This window comes from Pseudomonas sp. EL_65y_Pfl2_R95, assembly GCF_963971045.1.
Classification (GTDB): domain Bacteria; phylum Pseudomonadota; class Gammaproteobacteria; order Pseudomonadales; family Pseudomonadaceae; genus Aquipseudomonas.
The window spans coordinates 161,913-176,011 of record NZ_CAXAOV010000007.1; the positions used below are offsets into that span (position 1 = coordinate 161,913).

The window sequence follows — 14,099 nt, forward strand, 5'->3', positions numbered from 1 at the left end:
CAGGGCGCTTGCGGCAGCGGCCGATTTACATGCGAAAGATGCCAAATGTGCTCGGCTCAATGGCGGCATTGAGGCTGGCTGACAATGCCAAGCTCAGCACTTCACGGGTTTGCGCCGGATCGATAACGCCGTCATCCCAGAGTCGCGCGCTGGAGTAATACGGATGCCCTTGGGCTTCGTACTGATCGAGGATCGGCTGCTTCAGTTGCTGTTCTTGCTCGGCACTGAATTGTTCACCGGCCCGCTGGGCTTGCTCGCGCTTGACCTGGACCAGTACGCCAGCTGCTTGCTCGGCACCCATCACGCCGATACGTGCGTTGGGCCACATCCATAGAAAGCGCGGATCATAAGCGCGACCGCACATGCCGTAGTTACCGGCGCCGAAGCTGCCGCCGATGATAACCGTGAATTTCGGCACCTTGGCGCAGGCCACTGCGTTGACCAGTTTGGCACCGTGCTTGGCGATACCGCCCGCTTCATATTTTTGCCCAACCATAAAACCGGTGATGTTTTGCAGGAACACCAATGGAATTCCGCGCTGGCAGGCAAGTTCGATAAAGTTGGCACCTTTTTGCGCGGATTCTGCGAACAAGATCCCGTTATTGGCGAGTATCGCCAGCGGATAGCCGTTGATATGCGCAAAACCACAGACCAGCGTAGTGCCAAACAGGGCTTTGTACTCATCGAAGACCGAACCATCGACCAAGCGTGAAATGACCTCGCGGACATCAAAGGGATGCTTGGCATCGACCGGGATTACGCCATACAACTCGTCGGCGCTGTAAAGCGGCTGGATTGGTTTGCGGCTGTTGATCTGCCCGAGTTTGCGCCAGTTGAGGTTCGCGATGCTGCGCCGGCAAAGGGCAAGGGCGTGAGCATCATCCTCGGCATAGTGGTCGGCAACGCCCGAGGTTTTGCAGTGCACGTCGGCGCCACCCAAATCCTCGGCGCTGACCACTTCACCGGTTGCCGCCTTGACCAAAGGCGGCCCAGCGAGAAAGATTGTCGCCTGATTGCGCACCATGATTGCTTCATCAGCCATCGCCGGCACATAGGCTCCGCCTGCAGTACAGGAGCCCATTACCACGGCTATCTGGGGAATCCCCATGGCGCTCATATTGGCCTGGTTGAAGAAGATTCGCCCAAAATGCTCACGATCTGGAAAGACCTCATCCTGCCGGGGCAGGTTGGCCCCGCCCGAATCAACCAAGTAAATGCAGGGCAGCCGGTTTTGCTGGGCGATGGTCTGCGCGCGCAGGTGCTTTTTTACCGTCAGCGGGTAATAACTGCCGCCTTTTACCGTGGCGTCGTTGGCGACAATCATGCACTCGATGCCTTCTACCCGGCCAATGCCCGCCACTACGCCGGCGGCGGGTACGCTTTCACCGTATACCTCATGGGCCGCCAACTGACTGATTTCCAGAAAGGGTGAGCCGATGTCGAGCAGTTGATTGATCCGCTCGCGAGGCAACAGTTTGCCCCGTGAGGTGTGCCGCTCTTGGGCCTTGGCGCCTCCACCTTGATGGATCTGAGCCAACAGCGCGTGCAGGGCATCGACTTGTTCAGCCATGGCGCTGCGATTGGCAGCAAATTCTGGCGAACGAGTATTGATCTGAGTGGGTAAAACAGCCATCAGCTTGACTCCGTAAAAATTGATCGATGTGCTGGCTTATTTGGTTTCGTTAAACAGTTCACGACCGATCAGCATGCGCCGGATTTCGCTGGTACCTGCGCCGATTTCATACAGCTTGGCGTCACGCAACAGGCGGCCTGCCGGGAATTCGTTGATATAGCCATTGCCGCCGAGAATCTGGATCGCATCCAAGGCCATTTGCGTTGCCCGCTCGGCGCTGTAGAGAATCACGCCAGCGGCATCTTTGCGGGTGGTTTCGCCACGATCACAGGCCTGGGCGACGGCATACAGATAGGCACGGCTCGCATTGAGTTGGGTGTACATGTCGGCGACTTTGCCTTGAATCAACTGGAATTCACCGATGCTTTTGCCAAACTGCTTGCGGTCATGGATGTAGGGCACCACTACATCCATGCAGGCCTGCATGATGCCAATCGGGCCGCCAGCCAAGACCACGCGCTCGTAGTCGAGGCCGCTCATCAACACTTTGACGCCGCCGTTTTCGACGCCGAGGATGTTTTCGGCAGGCACTTCAACGTCATCGAAAAACAGTTCGCAGGTGTTTGAGCCGCGCATGCCGAGCTTGTCGAACTTGCTGCCACGGCTGAAGCCTTTCCAGTCGCGCTCAACAATAAAGGCGGTGATGCCGTGGGCGCCTTTTTCAATATCGGTTTTCGCGTAGATCACATAAGTGTTGGCGTCTGGGCCGTTGGTTATCCAGGTTTTGCTGCCATTGAGCACGTAGTGATCACCGCGCTTCTCGGCGCGCAACTTCATTGAAACCACATCCGAACCGGCATTGGGCTCGCTCATGGCCAGTGCGCCAACCTGTTCGCCAGAAATTAATTTCGGCAGGTACTTGGCTTTTTGCGCAGGGGTGCCATTACGGTTGATCTGATTTACACACAGGTTGGAATGCGCACCGTATGACAGGCCGACCGAGGCAGAGCCGCGGCTGATTTCTTCGATGGCGATAACATGCGCCAGGTAACCAAGACCCGCGCCACCGTATTCTTCGCTTACGGTTACGCCGAGCAAGCCCATGTCACCGAACTTCTTCCACATGTCGGCCGGGAACAGGTTTTCGCTGTCGATGGCGGCGGCGCGTGGTGTCAGTTCAGCGGCAACAAAGGCTTGGACTTGATCGCGCAGCATGTCGATGGTTTCGCCAAGCGCGAAGTTCAGTGACGGATAGCTCATGGTTTCACCTGTAATTATTGTCTTTAGATTTAAAAGTTAACTGTTTGTTTTTTATCAATATCTGCCATAGCGCTGAGGCAGCGTTCTTCAGCAGTATCGAGTTCCAGTTGCATCTGCTGGATGTCCAACAATTGTTGTTCGAGTTGGTTGCGACGCTCGGCGATCTTCTGCATAAAGCTTGCAAGTTGCTTGCGATTACCCTGAACCGGGTCATACAACTCGATAAGCTCTTTGCATTCGGCCAGCGAAAAACCGATACGCTTGCCACGCAAAATGAGTTTGAGGGTGACCTTGTCTTTAGCGCTGTAGATGCGTTCTTGACCCCGGCGCTCAGGACTGAGCATTGACTGCTCTTCGTAAAAGCGAATTGCGCGGGTGGTGATATCCAGCTCGCGAGCAAGTTCTGAAATGGAATAGGTAGTGGGCATAACGGGCAACTCGCATTAACCTTTACGTAAACGTAAAGCTGGCTGGTCAAGCTGTCAAGCGGTTACGATAATCAGCGCAGCCACTTTTTGTCGCAAATAAGCCTTACGACTTTTGCCGTAGGGTGCGAAATACTCAGCTCGATCAGAATGCGCGGCGAATAGTGGGTTTCGCCTTGCTGGCAGGGAATTATGCAGACGGACAAGGGCACCATATCGATACGGCTGGTCACTGAAGCCATCTACGAGTTGCAGCGTGGAGGTGCAGATGCGAGTCAGTTACTTGAGCAATCAGGTATCGCTCCTGCGTTGCTGGCAAAGCCTTATGCGCGGGTCACCTGCGAACAGTATGCCCAGCTGTGGTTAGGGCTAGCGCAGCATATGGATGATGAATTTTTTGGCCTCAATGCACGGCGGATGAAGGTCGGTAGCTTTGCCTTTATGGCGCGTACCGCCAGCAAGGAGCCAAGCCTGGAACACGCCTTGCGGGGTGCATTGCGCTTTCTTGGTCTGGTGTTCGAAGACCTTTCGCCACGCTTGGTGCGCACAGGCGGCATGGCGGAGATTGTCATCGAGCAGGGGGCGGGCTCCGTCAGCACGCGCGCCCGTGCTTTTGCTGATTTCACCCTGTGGATGATGGTTCATGGCCTGGCCTGTTGGCTGGTGGGGCGGCGCATTCCGATTATTGCGATTGATGTGTTGAGGCCTCAACCTGACTACATTGAAGATTATCGGGTGATGTTCAGTGACAATTTGCGCTTCAATCGCCCACACTCAAGGTTGCTGTTCAATGCGCAATGGCTCGAACTGCCGATAAGGCGCAGTGCCGACGAGTTGAAAGAATTCCTCAGAGCTGCGCCACAAGGGATTTTGGTCAAGTACCGTGACTCGCAAAGTCATGCCGCCCGCATCAAAACCTACCTGCGCGGGATCAAGCCTGAGCGCTGGCCGGACATCGAGGCCATTTCCGCGCATTTCTATATGGCGCCCTCCACGCTGCGGCGCAAATTATCCCAGCAAGGCCAATCCTACCAAAGCCTTAAGGATCACGTGCGCCGCGACATGGCGATCAGTCGTTTGGATCAGGGTGAAATTAATTTCAATGAGCTTGCCTTTGAATTGGGCTTCGCTGACGCCAGTGCCTTTTACAAGGCCTTTAAGAAATGGACCGGCTCAACCCCGGGGCAATACCACGCCATGATGTACCGCCCCTGAATAAGCCACAGGTGCGCGACTGTCAAAACTGCTCAATCAGGTTGACCCCATAAGACATTGCCCAGATTGCATCTGAGCGCGACTATCAGAGCCACTCCTCAAACAAAAAAAGCTTGGAGTTGACTGATGCGTGACTACTTTACTGCTGCCCGAGAGTTTGACTTTGACCAGGCCATGCGGGCTACGCTGGCAGGTTCTAACGAGGCGCTCAATGCCTGTGTTGAGTGTTGTGATCGCCATGCGCAGCCGGGGCGGGTTGCCTTGTTTTGGGAAGGTGCAGATGGCTCCAGCGCGACCTACACCTTTGCTCAGCTAAAACAGCAGTCTGCCCGTTTTGCCAACTTCCTGCGCAGCCAGGGCGTGATGCCCGGTGATTGCGTGTCTGGCATGCTGGGGCGCAATGTCGAACTGCTGATCACTATTCTCGGGACGTGGCGCGCTGGCGCGGTTTACCAGCCCTTGTTTACGGCCTTTGGCCCCAAAGCCATTGAGCATCGGGTCAATACCTCGGGCGCTAAAGTCATAGTGACCGACGCCACTAATCGGGCCAAGCTTGATGAGGTGGCCAGCGAGGCTATACGCGTCACCGTCTCTGGCCCCAAGGGGCAGGGCATTGCGCGGGGCGACTTCAGCTTCTGGGCGGAGCTCGAGCGCAGCGATGATCACTTCGAGCCGGTGATGCGCAGTGGTGAAGACCCGTTTCTGATGATGTTTACCTCGGGCACCACAGGCGCGGCGAAACCGGTGCCCGTACCGTTGAAAGCGATTTTGGCGTTTGTCAGCTACATGCGTGACGCGGTGGACTTGCGCCCTGAAGATGCGTTTTGGAATGTCGCCGACCCCGGCTGGGCCTACGGCTTGTATTACGCGGTGACCGGCCCATTGGCGATGGGCCATCCGACGACGTTTTATGAAGGTGCGTTCAGCGTTGAAAGCACCTGCCGGGTGATTCGCAAATACGCCATCACCAATCTGGCTGGCTCGCCGACGGCATACCGGTTATTGCTCGCGGCTAAAAAGCAGGTCGAGCCCCTGCTAAAAAGTCAGTTACGTGCCGTCAGCAGTGCCGGTGAGCCGTTGACCCCAGAGGTGATCCGTTGGTTTTCCGATGGGCTTGGCGCCACCATTCATGACCACTACGGCCAAACAGAGCTGGGCATGGTCTTGTGTAATCACCACGCCTACCAGCATCCGGTGCGTATTGGCGCGGCGGGCTATGCGGTGCCCGGACATCGCGTGGTGGTGGTCGATGGCGCCTGTAATGAGCTTGCGGTCGGCCAGCCCGGAAATCTGGCGCTGGATATGAGTCAGTCCCCGCTGTTCTGGTTTCCCGGCTACAAAGGCATGCCGACCAAGGCGTTCAGTGGTCGCTACTACCTGAGCGGCGACACCGTTGAACTCAATGATGACGGCAGCATCAGCTTTGTCGGTCGTGCCGATGATGTGATCACCACTTCAGGCTATCGCATCGGCCCCTTCGACGTGGAAAGCGCCTTGATTGAGCATGACGCTGTCGTTGAGGCGGCCGTAATTGGTAAGCCAGACCCGGAGCGAACTGAGCTGGTCAAAGCCTTTGTGGTACTGCAGCCTCAGTTTGCCGCCAATCAAGCATTGGCTGAAGAGCTGCAGCAGCATGTGCGCAAACGCCTGTCGGCCCATGCCTACCCCCGTGAAATCGAATTTGTCGACGCGCTGCCAAAGACCCCCAGCGGCAAGATCCAGCGGTTTTTATTACGCAATCAGGAAATCGCCAAGCAGGCGAGCTCCGGCTCTGCGAGCTGAGTGCGAAGCGACTACAGAGGACTACCTATATGCAGCTTGAACAACGGGTCATTTTAATCACGGGTGCCAGCTCCGGGCTGGGGTTGGCCACTGCGCGCAAGTTGATCAAAGCCGGCGCCAAGGTGGTACTGGCGGACATCAATGTCGAAGCGGGCCAGGCACGTGCCGCTGAACTGGGCGAGAACGCCTTTTTCGTTGCGGTTGATATCACTCAAGACGCCGATGCCAGTCGGGCCATTGCGCAAACCCTGGAGCACTTTGGAGCGCTGCACGGTTTGGTCAATTGTGCCGGTGTTGCGCCAGCTGAAAAGCTATTGGGGCGTCATTGCGTGCATGGGCTGGAGAGTTTCCGCAAGGTGGTCGATGTCAACCTGATTGGTACCTTCAATATGTTGCGCCTGGCAGCCGAAGCAATCGCCAGAAGTGAACCCCAAGCCGATGGTGAGCGTGGCGTTTTGATAAACACGGCGTCTGCTGCCGCCTTTGACGGCCAGATCGGCCAAGCGGCCTACGCGGCCTCAAAAAGCGCGGTGGTCGGCCTGACTTTACCCTTGGCCCGGGAACTGGCGCGCTCAGGTATTCGGGTCATGTGCATCGCCCCCGGAATTTTCGAGACGCCGATGATGGCCGGTATGCCGCAAGAGGTGCGTGATGGCTTGGCCGCAACCGTGCCGTTTCCACCGCGGTTGGGTAAGCCCGATGAGTATGCCGCTCTGGTGCTGCATATCATCGAAAACAGCATGCTTAACGGCGAGGTCATTCGTTTGGATGGTGCTTTGCGTATGGCAGCCAGGTAGCCACCAACGCATACACATCAGGAGGTTGTGAAGATGAATACTAAAGCCGATCCCGTAGTTATTGTCAGTGCTGCACGCACGCCAATGGGTGGATTTATGGGGGATTTGAGCGGTATCAGTTGTGCTGATCTGGGTGCCGCAGCAATTCGCGCGGCAGCCAAGCGTGCTGGGCTGGCAAATGATGGCATTGATGAAGTGATCATGGGCTGCGTGCTGCAGGCCGGGCAAGGTCAGGCGCCGGCGCGTCAAGCGGCGCTCGGCGCAGGGCTGGATCAAGGCACTGTCTGCTCGACGCTGAACAAAATGTGCGGGTCGGGGATGAAGTCGGTGATGCTGGCCCATGACTTGTTACTGGCGGGTAGCGCCGAGGTGGTCGTGGCGGGCGGCATGGAAAGTATGTCCAATGCGCCTTATCTGCTGGATAAAGCCCGGTCTGGCTACCGCATGGGGCATGGCCGGGTGCTCGATCATATGTTCCTTGATGGCCTTGAAGATGCTTACGACAAAGGCCGTTTGATGGGCACCTTTGCCGAGGATTGCGCACAGGCTTATGGCTTTACCCGTGAGCAACAGGATCAGTATGCGATTACCTCACTGAAGCGCGCTCAGGACGCAATGACCCAAGGCCACTTTGAGGCTGAAATCACTGCAGTTGAGCTTAAAGTGAAGGGCGAAACCATTAGTGTGAAAAGTGACGAACAGCCGCCCAAGGCCAAGCTGGAAAAAATCCCCGGATTAAAGCCTGCATTTCGTGAAGGCGGCACCGTCACCGCCGCCAATGCAAGCTCTATATCCGATGGAGCGGCTGCCTTGATCCTGATGCGTCGCTCCCAAGCTGAAAAACGCGGATTAAAGGCTTTGGCAACCCTTGTAGGACACAGCTCATATGCGCAAGCGCCGGCTTTGTTTGCCACAGCGCCAGTGGGCGCTATCAAGACGTTAATGACGCGTACAGGTTGGCAGCTTGATCAGGTTGACTTGTTCGAGATCAATGAAGCCTTTGCCGTGGTGCCAATGGCTGCCATGCGTGACCTCAACATCACCCATGACAAGGTCAATGTACATGGCGGTGCGTGCGCATTGGGCCATCCGATTGGCGCCTCTGGCGCGCGGGTCATCGTCACCCTGCTTTATGCATTGCAGCAGCGTGGCCTGACTCGCGGAGTGGCGTCAGTTTGCATTGGCGGTGGCGAGGCGACGGCGGTTGCCATTGAGCTAGAGCCGGTTGGCCAGGGAGCCGAATAATGATTCCTACAGATGAAGAACTGCAGATCCGTGATGTAGCGCGTCAGTTCGCTCAAGAACGGCTGAAACCTTTTGCCGCAGACTGGGATCGTGAACACCGCTTTCCGGCAGAGGCGCTTCGGGAAATGGCTGAGCTGGGCTTTCTCGGTATGTTGGTGCCTGAGCAGTGGGGCGGGGCCGATACCGGCCATGTGGCCTACGCCATGGCCCTGGAAGAAATTGCGGCCGGCGATGGCGCATGCTCTACCATCATGAGCGTACACAATTCCGTTGGCTGCATGCCGATATTGAAATACGGCACCGAGGCGCAAAAGCGCAGCTACCTGCAACCCTTGGCCGAAGGTTCAATGATTGGCGCATTTGCCTTGACTGAGCCGCAAGCAGGTTCAGACGCAAGCTTTCTGCGCACCAAGGCGCAGCGCGATGGCGACCATTACGTGCTCAATGGCAGCAAGCAGTTCATCACCTCAGGCAAACAGGCTGGCATGGTCATTGTGTTTGCAGTGACGGATGCAAGTCTGGGCAAGCGCGGTATCTCGGCATTTATCGTGCCGACCGATACACCGGGCTTCAGCGTCAGCCGGGTGGAAGAGAAGCTCGGCCAACATGCCTCTGATACCTGCCAGTTGCAGTTCGATGACCTGCGTATCCCCGCCAATCTGCGTTTGGGTGAGGAGGGCGAAGGCTACAAGATTGCCCTGAGTAACCTCGAAGGCGGGCGCATTGGTATTGCCTCTCAAGCAGTCGGCATGGCCCGTGCCGCATTCGAGGCGGCGCGTGACTACGCCCATGAGCGAGAGACCTTCGGCAAACCGATTATCGAGCATCAAGCCGTAGCTTTTCGCCTGGCGGACATGGCCACCGAGATAGCCGTGGCCCGGCAAATGGTTATGCATGCGGCATCGCTGCGCCAAGCAGGGTTGCCTTGCCTGACTGAAGCCTCGATGGCCAAACTGTTCGCCTCGGAAATGGCGGAGCGGGTCTGCTCAGCAGCGATTCAAACCCATGGTGGTTATGGCTATTTGAAAGACTTCCCGGTTGAGCGAATTTACCGTGATGTGCGGGTTTGCCAGATCTACGAAGGCACCAGCGATGTGCAGCGGATGGTTATCGCGCGCAGCTTTTGAGTGGGCAAGCGTTCCGGGCGGCCGAGGTTCTTTCGACCGCCATTAACCGCGACTAGAGTCGAGATTGTGCAACGCCATGTAGGGCACGCTTCACCTTGGCCTCCCGACGCGTCATAAACAATTATAAAAAGGTAATCAATGACCACGCCCAGCTATTCCCAAGGACCGCAAGACAAAACCCTGCTGGCCATGACCATTGGCGAAGCATTTGATACCACCGTGGCGCGTTTCCCTGAGCGCGATGCCTTGGTCGTGGTGCATCAACGCTTGCGTTACAGCTGGGCGCAGTTGGCGGAGGAGGTGAATCGCACGGCGCAAGCGTTAATGGCACTGGGGCTGAAAACCGGTGACCGAATTGGCGTCTGGGCACCGAACTGTGCGCAGTGGTGCATCAGCCAGTTTGCCAGCGCCAAGATCGGGGCCGTGTTGGTCAATATCAATCCAGCCTACCGCGGTAGCGAGGTTGAGTATGCGCTCAAGCAATCAGGCTGTAGTTGGCTGATCTGCGCTGAAGCATTTAAAACCTCGGACTATCAAGCGATTCTGACGGATTTGTTACCAGAGTTGGCATCCAGCGCGACAGGCCAGTTGGCGAGCGAGCGCTTGCAGGACCTACGCGGCGTTATCAGCTTGGCTGATCAGCCGCCTGCTGGCTTTTTAGCATGGCGTGCGTTGGCCGAGCATGCTCAAGCGGTGACCGCCGAGCAGCTTGCTGCGCGCCAGGCCGGGTTGCAGTTTGATCAAGCCATAAATATTCAATACACCTCGGGCACCACTGGCGCGCCCAAAGGTGCGACGTTGAGCCATTACAACATCCTCAACAATGGCTATATGGTTGGAGAAAGTCTGGGCCTGAACGAGCACGACCGGATGGTGATTCCGGTGCCGCTTTATCATTGCTTTGGCATGGTAATGGGTAATCTGGGTTGCGTGACCCATGGTGCAGCGATGATTTACCCGTCAGCCGGTTTTGAGCCTGAGGCGGCTTTGCAAGCAGTCGCTCAAGAGCAGGCCACTGTGCTGTACGGGGTGCCGACCATGTTTATTGCTGAGTTGGACCATCCCCGGCTCAAGGAATTTGACCTCAGTTCGCTGCGCACCGGGATTATGGCAGGCGCGACCTGTCCGATTGAGGTGATGCGCCGTGTAATCAGCCAGATGCATATGTCTGAAGTGCAGATTGCATACGGCATGACAGAGACCAGCCCGGTGTCGCTGCAAACCGCCGCGGACGATGACCTCGAAGTTCGGGTTACCAGTGTTGGCCGCACTCAGCCGCAGCTTGAAAGCAAAATTATCGACGAGCAGGGCAAAATCGTCCCGCGGGGGCAAACCGGCGAGCTGTGTACGCGCGGATACAGCGTAATGCTCGGTTATTGGAATAATCCGCAAGCCACTGCCGATTCAATTGACGCCGGGCGCTGGATGCACACTGGTGATTTGGCGGTGATGGATGAGAAGGGCTATGTGCGCATTGTAGGGCGCAGTAAAGACATGATCATTCGGGGCGGCGAGAACATCTATCCGCGCGAGATAGAAGAGTTTCTGTTTACCCATGCTGCTGTGGCCGATGTGCAAGTGATTGGTGTGCCGGACAGCAAATACGGTGAGGAAATTGCGGTCTGGATCAAACTGCACCCGGATTCAGGCTGCGACGAAAGCGAGCTTCGGGCGTTCTGCAAAGCCAATATTGCCCACTATAAAGTGCCGCGCTACTACAAGTTTGTAGACGAATTCCCGATGACGGTGACCGGAAAAATCCAAAAGTTTCGCATGCGCGAAGTGACTGTTCTCGAGTTGGGCTTGCACAGCGACCATTGAAACAGTCCGCTGCATAACGGGCTTCTGCGTGCGACGCAGCGCAGCGCGAGTCAGCCCGTTGTGTGCACGCTAGAAAATACATTAACTAATTTTATCTAATATATATCAATGGTTTGAGGTATTTAATTAATCTTGATTGTTAGGTTACGGCTGAATGATCACAGGTTAACCCGCTGCTTTATCGAACCCACTGTCCGCGAATAAGCCATTTTTGCCGTCTGAATATTTATACTTGCCTGATGGATTTGGTAGCGCTAACATCGTTGAAAACAAAATGGCGCTACAGCGATAGCGCTTCGGAGACAAACATGAAAACCAGCCTTACTGCCCAAGGCACCGAACTTGCTATGCGTGCGCTCGTGGTTATGGGTGTTAGCGGTTCAGGCAAAAGCGATATCAGTCGCGCTGTGGCTGAAGCACTTGGCTTGCAACATATAGAAGCTGATCTATTTCACCCCGAAGAAAATGTGCAGAGCATGCGTGCCGGTATCCCACTTAGTGATGACAACCGCCGCGTGTGGCTGGATGCGCTCATTGCCGAAATGCTCGCTGTGCAAGTAACCGGGCAGGGTTTCGTTCTGGCGTGCTCGGCGCTGAAGAACACTTACCGCGAACAACTGCGAGCGGCCATCAAAGACCTGCACTTTGCTCACCTGGATATTGATCACGCCACCGCGCTGGTGCGTGTGGGATCCAGGCCCGGACATTTTATGCCGACCTCATTGGTCGACAGCCAATTTGCCACCCTTGAATCTCCCGCTAATGAAGCGCGGGTTTTGGTTGTGGATGCCAGTCAGAGTCGCGAACGGGTAGTCGTCGAAATCGTCAGTTGGGCGCAATCCGCTGCACAAACTCAGGCTTTGCTGGCTGATGCTGTGGATAGCAGCGCTGAGTTTGATAGCGCTAACAAAGCCGCTGATGATCACTCAGATGAAGAGGGCGCTCGTCTCACGGGTGCGCCGATTTATACCGGCAACGTCGCGCTTATGTTCGACAAAATCACCGATATGATGATGGCTGCGCTGATGGCGTTTATGGTCATCGCGGTATTCAGCAACGTGGTGCTGCGTTATGCCTTTGGCACGGGGTGGGGGGGGGCCGAAGAGCTGTCACGACTGGCCTTCGTTTGGCTGGTCTTCGTCGGTGTCGCGTCAAGTATGCGTCGTGGTGAGCTCATGAGTTTCACCCTGATTCGCGATCGCTTCCCACAGATGATGCGCAAAGTGGTCGACTCACTAAGCTGGCTGCTGGTTGCTGGAGCCAGCGCGCTGACGGTAAAAGGCGCGTGGGAGCAGATGCAATACGGCTGGAGCAACAGCAGTCCAGTGGTGGGTTATCCCCTTGCCGTAGCCATGTTGCCAGTGCTGGCGAGCATGGCTGTGCTGGTGCTGCTGGCGATTTTGCAGTTGGTCAATGTCTGGCGCAGAGACCAGCAACTGGCCAATGCAACAGCCAATGTCACCATTGATTAAGCGGGTCTTCGCGCCTTACTACAGCCATAAGAATAACGGGCAACGCCCACCGAGGACACGCACATGACGGTTGCTGTATTCCTTTCTTCACTGCTTGGCTTCATGGCCTTTGGCATGCCAATCGCATTTGCGCTGATACTCACGGGCGCCGTGCTGATGTGGTACCTAGACTTCTGGGACGTGCAACTGCTGGCGCAAAATCTGCTAGCTGGCGCTGATAGCTTTCCGCTGCTGGCGGTGCCTTTTTTTATCCTCGCTGGCGAGTTGATGAATTCGGGCGGTATTTCGCGGCGGATTATCACCATGGCGCAAGCCTATGTCGGTCACAAACGTGGCGGTCTGGGGTTTGTGGCAATCGCTGCCGCTGTGCTTCTGGCCAGTATGTCAGGCTCAGCCCTGGCCGACACGGCGGCACTGGCAACGCTGCTGCTGCCAATGATGCGCCAGCGCGGTTACCCGCTGCATTCATCGGCGGGTCTGGTGGCGGCCGGCGGCATTATCGCGCCAATCATTCCGCCTTCAATGCCATTCGTGATCTACGGCGTGGTAACCAACACTTCAATCAGCCAACTGTTTATGGCCGGCTTGGTGCCTGGCTTGATCATGGGCGCCGGTTTAATTTTTGCCTGGACCCTGATCGCTCGCGGCTTTACTGAGCCTTCACCGCCTAAAGCGAGTAAAGCGGTGCGCCGCGCCGCATTGATCGATGGTGCCTCGGCCTTGATGCTGCCGGTGATTATCGTCGGTGGCCTGCGTTTCGGTATCTTCACCCCAACTGAAGCCGCGGTGGTTGCTGCAACCTATGCGTTGGCGGTGTCGACGCTGCTTTACCGTGAGCTGGATTGGAAAACCCTGATCGAGGCTATGACCCGTGCTAGCCGCACGACGGCCTCGGTGATGTTCTTGTGCGCCGCTGCAACGGTGTCTGCTTACATGGTGACCTTGGCGCAACTACCTGCCGAGATTGCTTCAATGCTGGGTCCATTGGCTGATCATCCGCGTTTACTGGTGGCAGCCATCATGGTGCTGATGATTGCAGTGGGCATGGTGCTTGACCTCACGCCGACTATTTTGATTCTTGCCCCGGTGTTGGCGCCTATTGCCGCTAAGGCCGGTGTCAATCCGGTGTATTTCGGGGTGATGTTCGTGCTGATTGGCTCCATCGGCCTGATAACGCCGCCGGTGGGCACCGTACTCAACGTGGTGGGCGGCATTGGTAAATTGCGCATGGAAATACTGGTGCGCGGAGTTATGCCGTTCTTCTTGATTTATCTGGCAATTGTACTGCTGCTGATCGCCTTTCCGGCGATCGTCACAGTGCCTTTGGCTTGGTTGCGCTGATGTTGGCTGGGCACCTGGTTGCAGGTACTCAGCCTCCCGCT

At 56.4% G+C, this 14,099-nt stretch carries 11 protein-coding genes; 8 read left to right on the forward strand and 3 right to left on the reverse strand.

Annotated features, from left to right (window positions below):
• Window positions 1-25: 25 nt before the first annotated feature.
• The 3 genes from AACY09_RS20625 to AACY09_RS20635 are packed head-to-tail and all read right to left on the reverse strand — an operon-like array spanning window position 26 to window position 3,261.
• Complete coding sequence (locus AACY09_RS20625) at window positions 26-1,633, reverse strand: carboxyl transferase domain-containing protein (RefSeq protein ID WP_339490726.1); 1,608 nt, start codon at window positions 1,631-1,633, stop codon at window positions 26-28.
• Between the two features lie 36 nt (window positions 1,634-1,669).
• Window positions 1,670-2,833 carry an isovaleryl-CoA dehydrogenase gene (locus AACY09_RS20630; RefSeq protein WP_339490727.1) on the reverse strand — a complete coding sequence of 388 codons (1,164 nt, stop codon included), beginning with the start codon at window positions 2,831-2,833 and terminating at the stop codon, window positions 1,670-1,672.
• Window positions 2,834-2,862: 29 nt separating this feature from the next.
• A complete protein-coding gene (locus tag AACY09_RS20635) occupies window positions 2,863-3,261 on the reverse strand; it encodes a MerR family transcriptional regulator (RefSeq protein WP_339490728.1) in 399 nt (132 codons plus the stop codon).
• Between the two features lie 189 nt (window positions 3,262-3,450).
• Between AACY09_RS20635 and AACY09_RS20640 the strand changes: the two genes are divergently transcribed.
• The 8 genes from AACY09_RS20640 (at window position 3,451) to AACY09_RS20675 (ending at window position 14,058) form a co-directional block, all read left to right on the forward strand.
• A complete protein-coding gene (locus tag AACY09_RS20640) occupies window positions 3,451-4,473 on the forward strand; it encodes an AraC family transcriptional regulator (protein WP_339490729.1) in 1,023 nt (340 codons plus the stop codon).
• A gap of 126 nt (window positions 4,474-4,599) precedes the next feature.
• A complete protein-coding gene (locus AACY09_RS20645; RefSeq protein WP_339490730.1) occupies window positions 4,600-6,255 on the forward strand; it encodes an acyl-CoA synthetase in 1,656 nt (551 codons plus the stop codon).
• A gap of 29 nt (window positions 6,256-6,284) precedes the next feature.
• Window positions 6,285-7,052 (forward strand): 3-hydroxyacyl-CoA dehydrogenase, encoded by a 768-nt coding sequence (locus AACY09_RS20650; RefSeq protein ID WP_339490731.1) that lies wholly within the window; start codon window positions 6,285-6,287, stop codon window positions 7,050-7,052.
• A gap of 33 nt (window positions 7,053-7,085) precedes the next feature.
• A complete protein-coding gene (locus AACY09_RS20655) occupies window positions 7,086-8,297 on the forward strand; it encodes an acetyl-CoA C-acyltransferase (RefSeq protein ID WP_339490732.1) in 1,212 nt (403 codons plus the stop codon).
• Entirely contained in the window at window positions 8,297-9,424 is a 1,128-nt protein-coding gene (locus AACY09_RS20660; protein ID WP_339490733.1) for an acyl-CoA dehydrogenase family protein, read from the forward strand. The genes AACY09_RS20655 and AACY09_RS20660 overlap by 1 nt, the downstream gene beginning before the upstream one ends.
• A gap of 138 nt (window positions 9,425-9,562) precedes the next feature.
• The gene (locus AACY09_RS20665; protein WP_339490734.1) at window positions 9,563-11,245 is read left to right on the forward strand and encodes an AMP-binding protein; all 1,683 of its coding nucleotides are present in this window, start codon (window positions 9,563-9,565) and stop codon (window positions 11,243-11,245) included.
• A gap of 308 nt (window positions 11,246-11,553) precedes the next feature.
• Window positions 11,554-12,717 (forward strand): gluconokinase, GntK/IdnK-type, encoded by a 1,164-nt coding sequence (locus tag AACY09_RS20670; RefSeq protein WP_339490735.1) that lies wholly within the window; start codon window positions 11,554-11,556, stop codon window positions 12,715-12,717.
• Window positions 12,718-12,780: 63 nt separating this feature from the next.
• Window positions 12,781-14,058 (forward strand): TRAP transporter large permease, encoded by a 1,278-nt coding sequence (locus AACY09_RS20675; protein ID WP_339490736.1) that lies wholly within the window; start codon window positions 12,781-12,783, stop codon window positions 14,056-14,058.
• The last annotated feature ends 41 nt before the right edge of the window (window positions 14,059-14,099 follow it).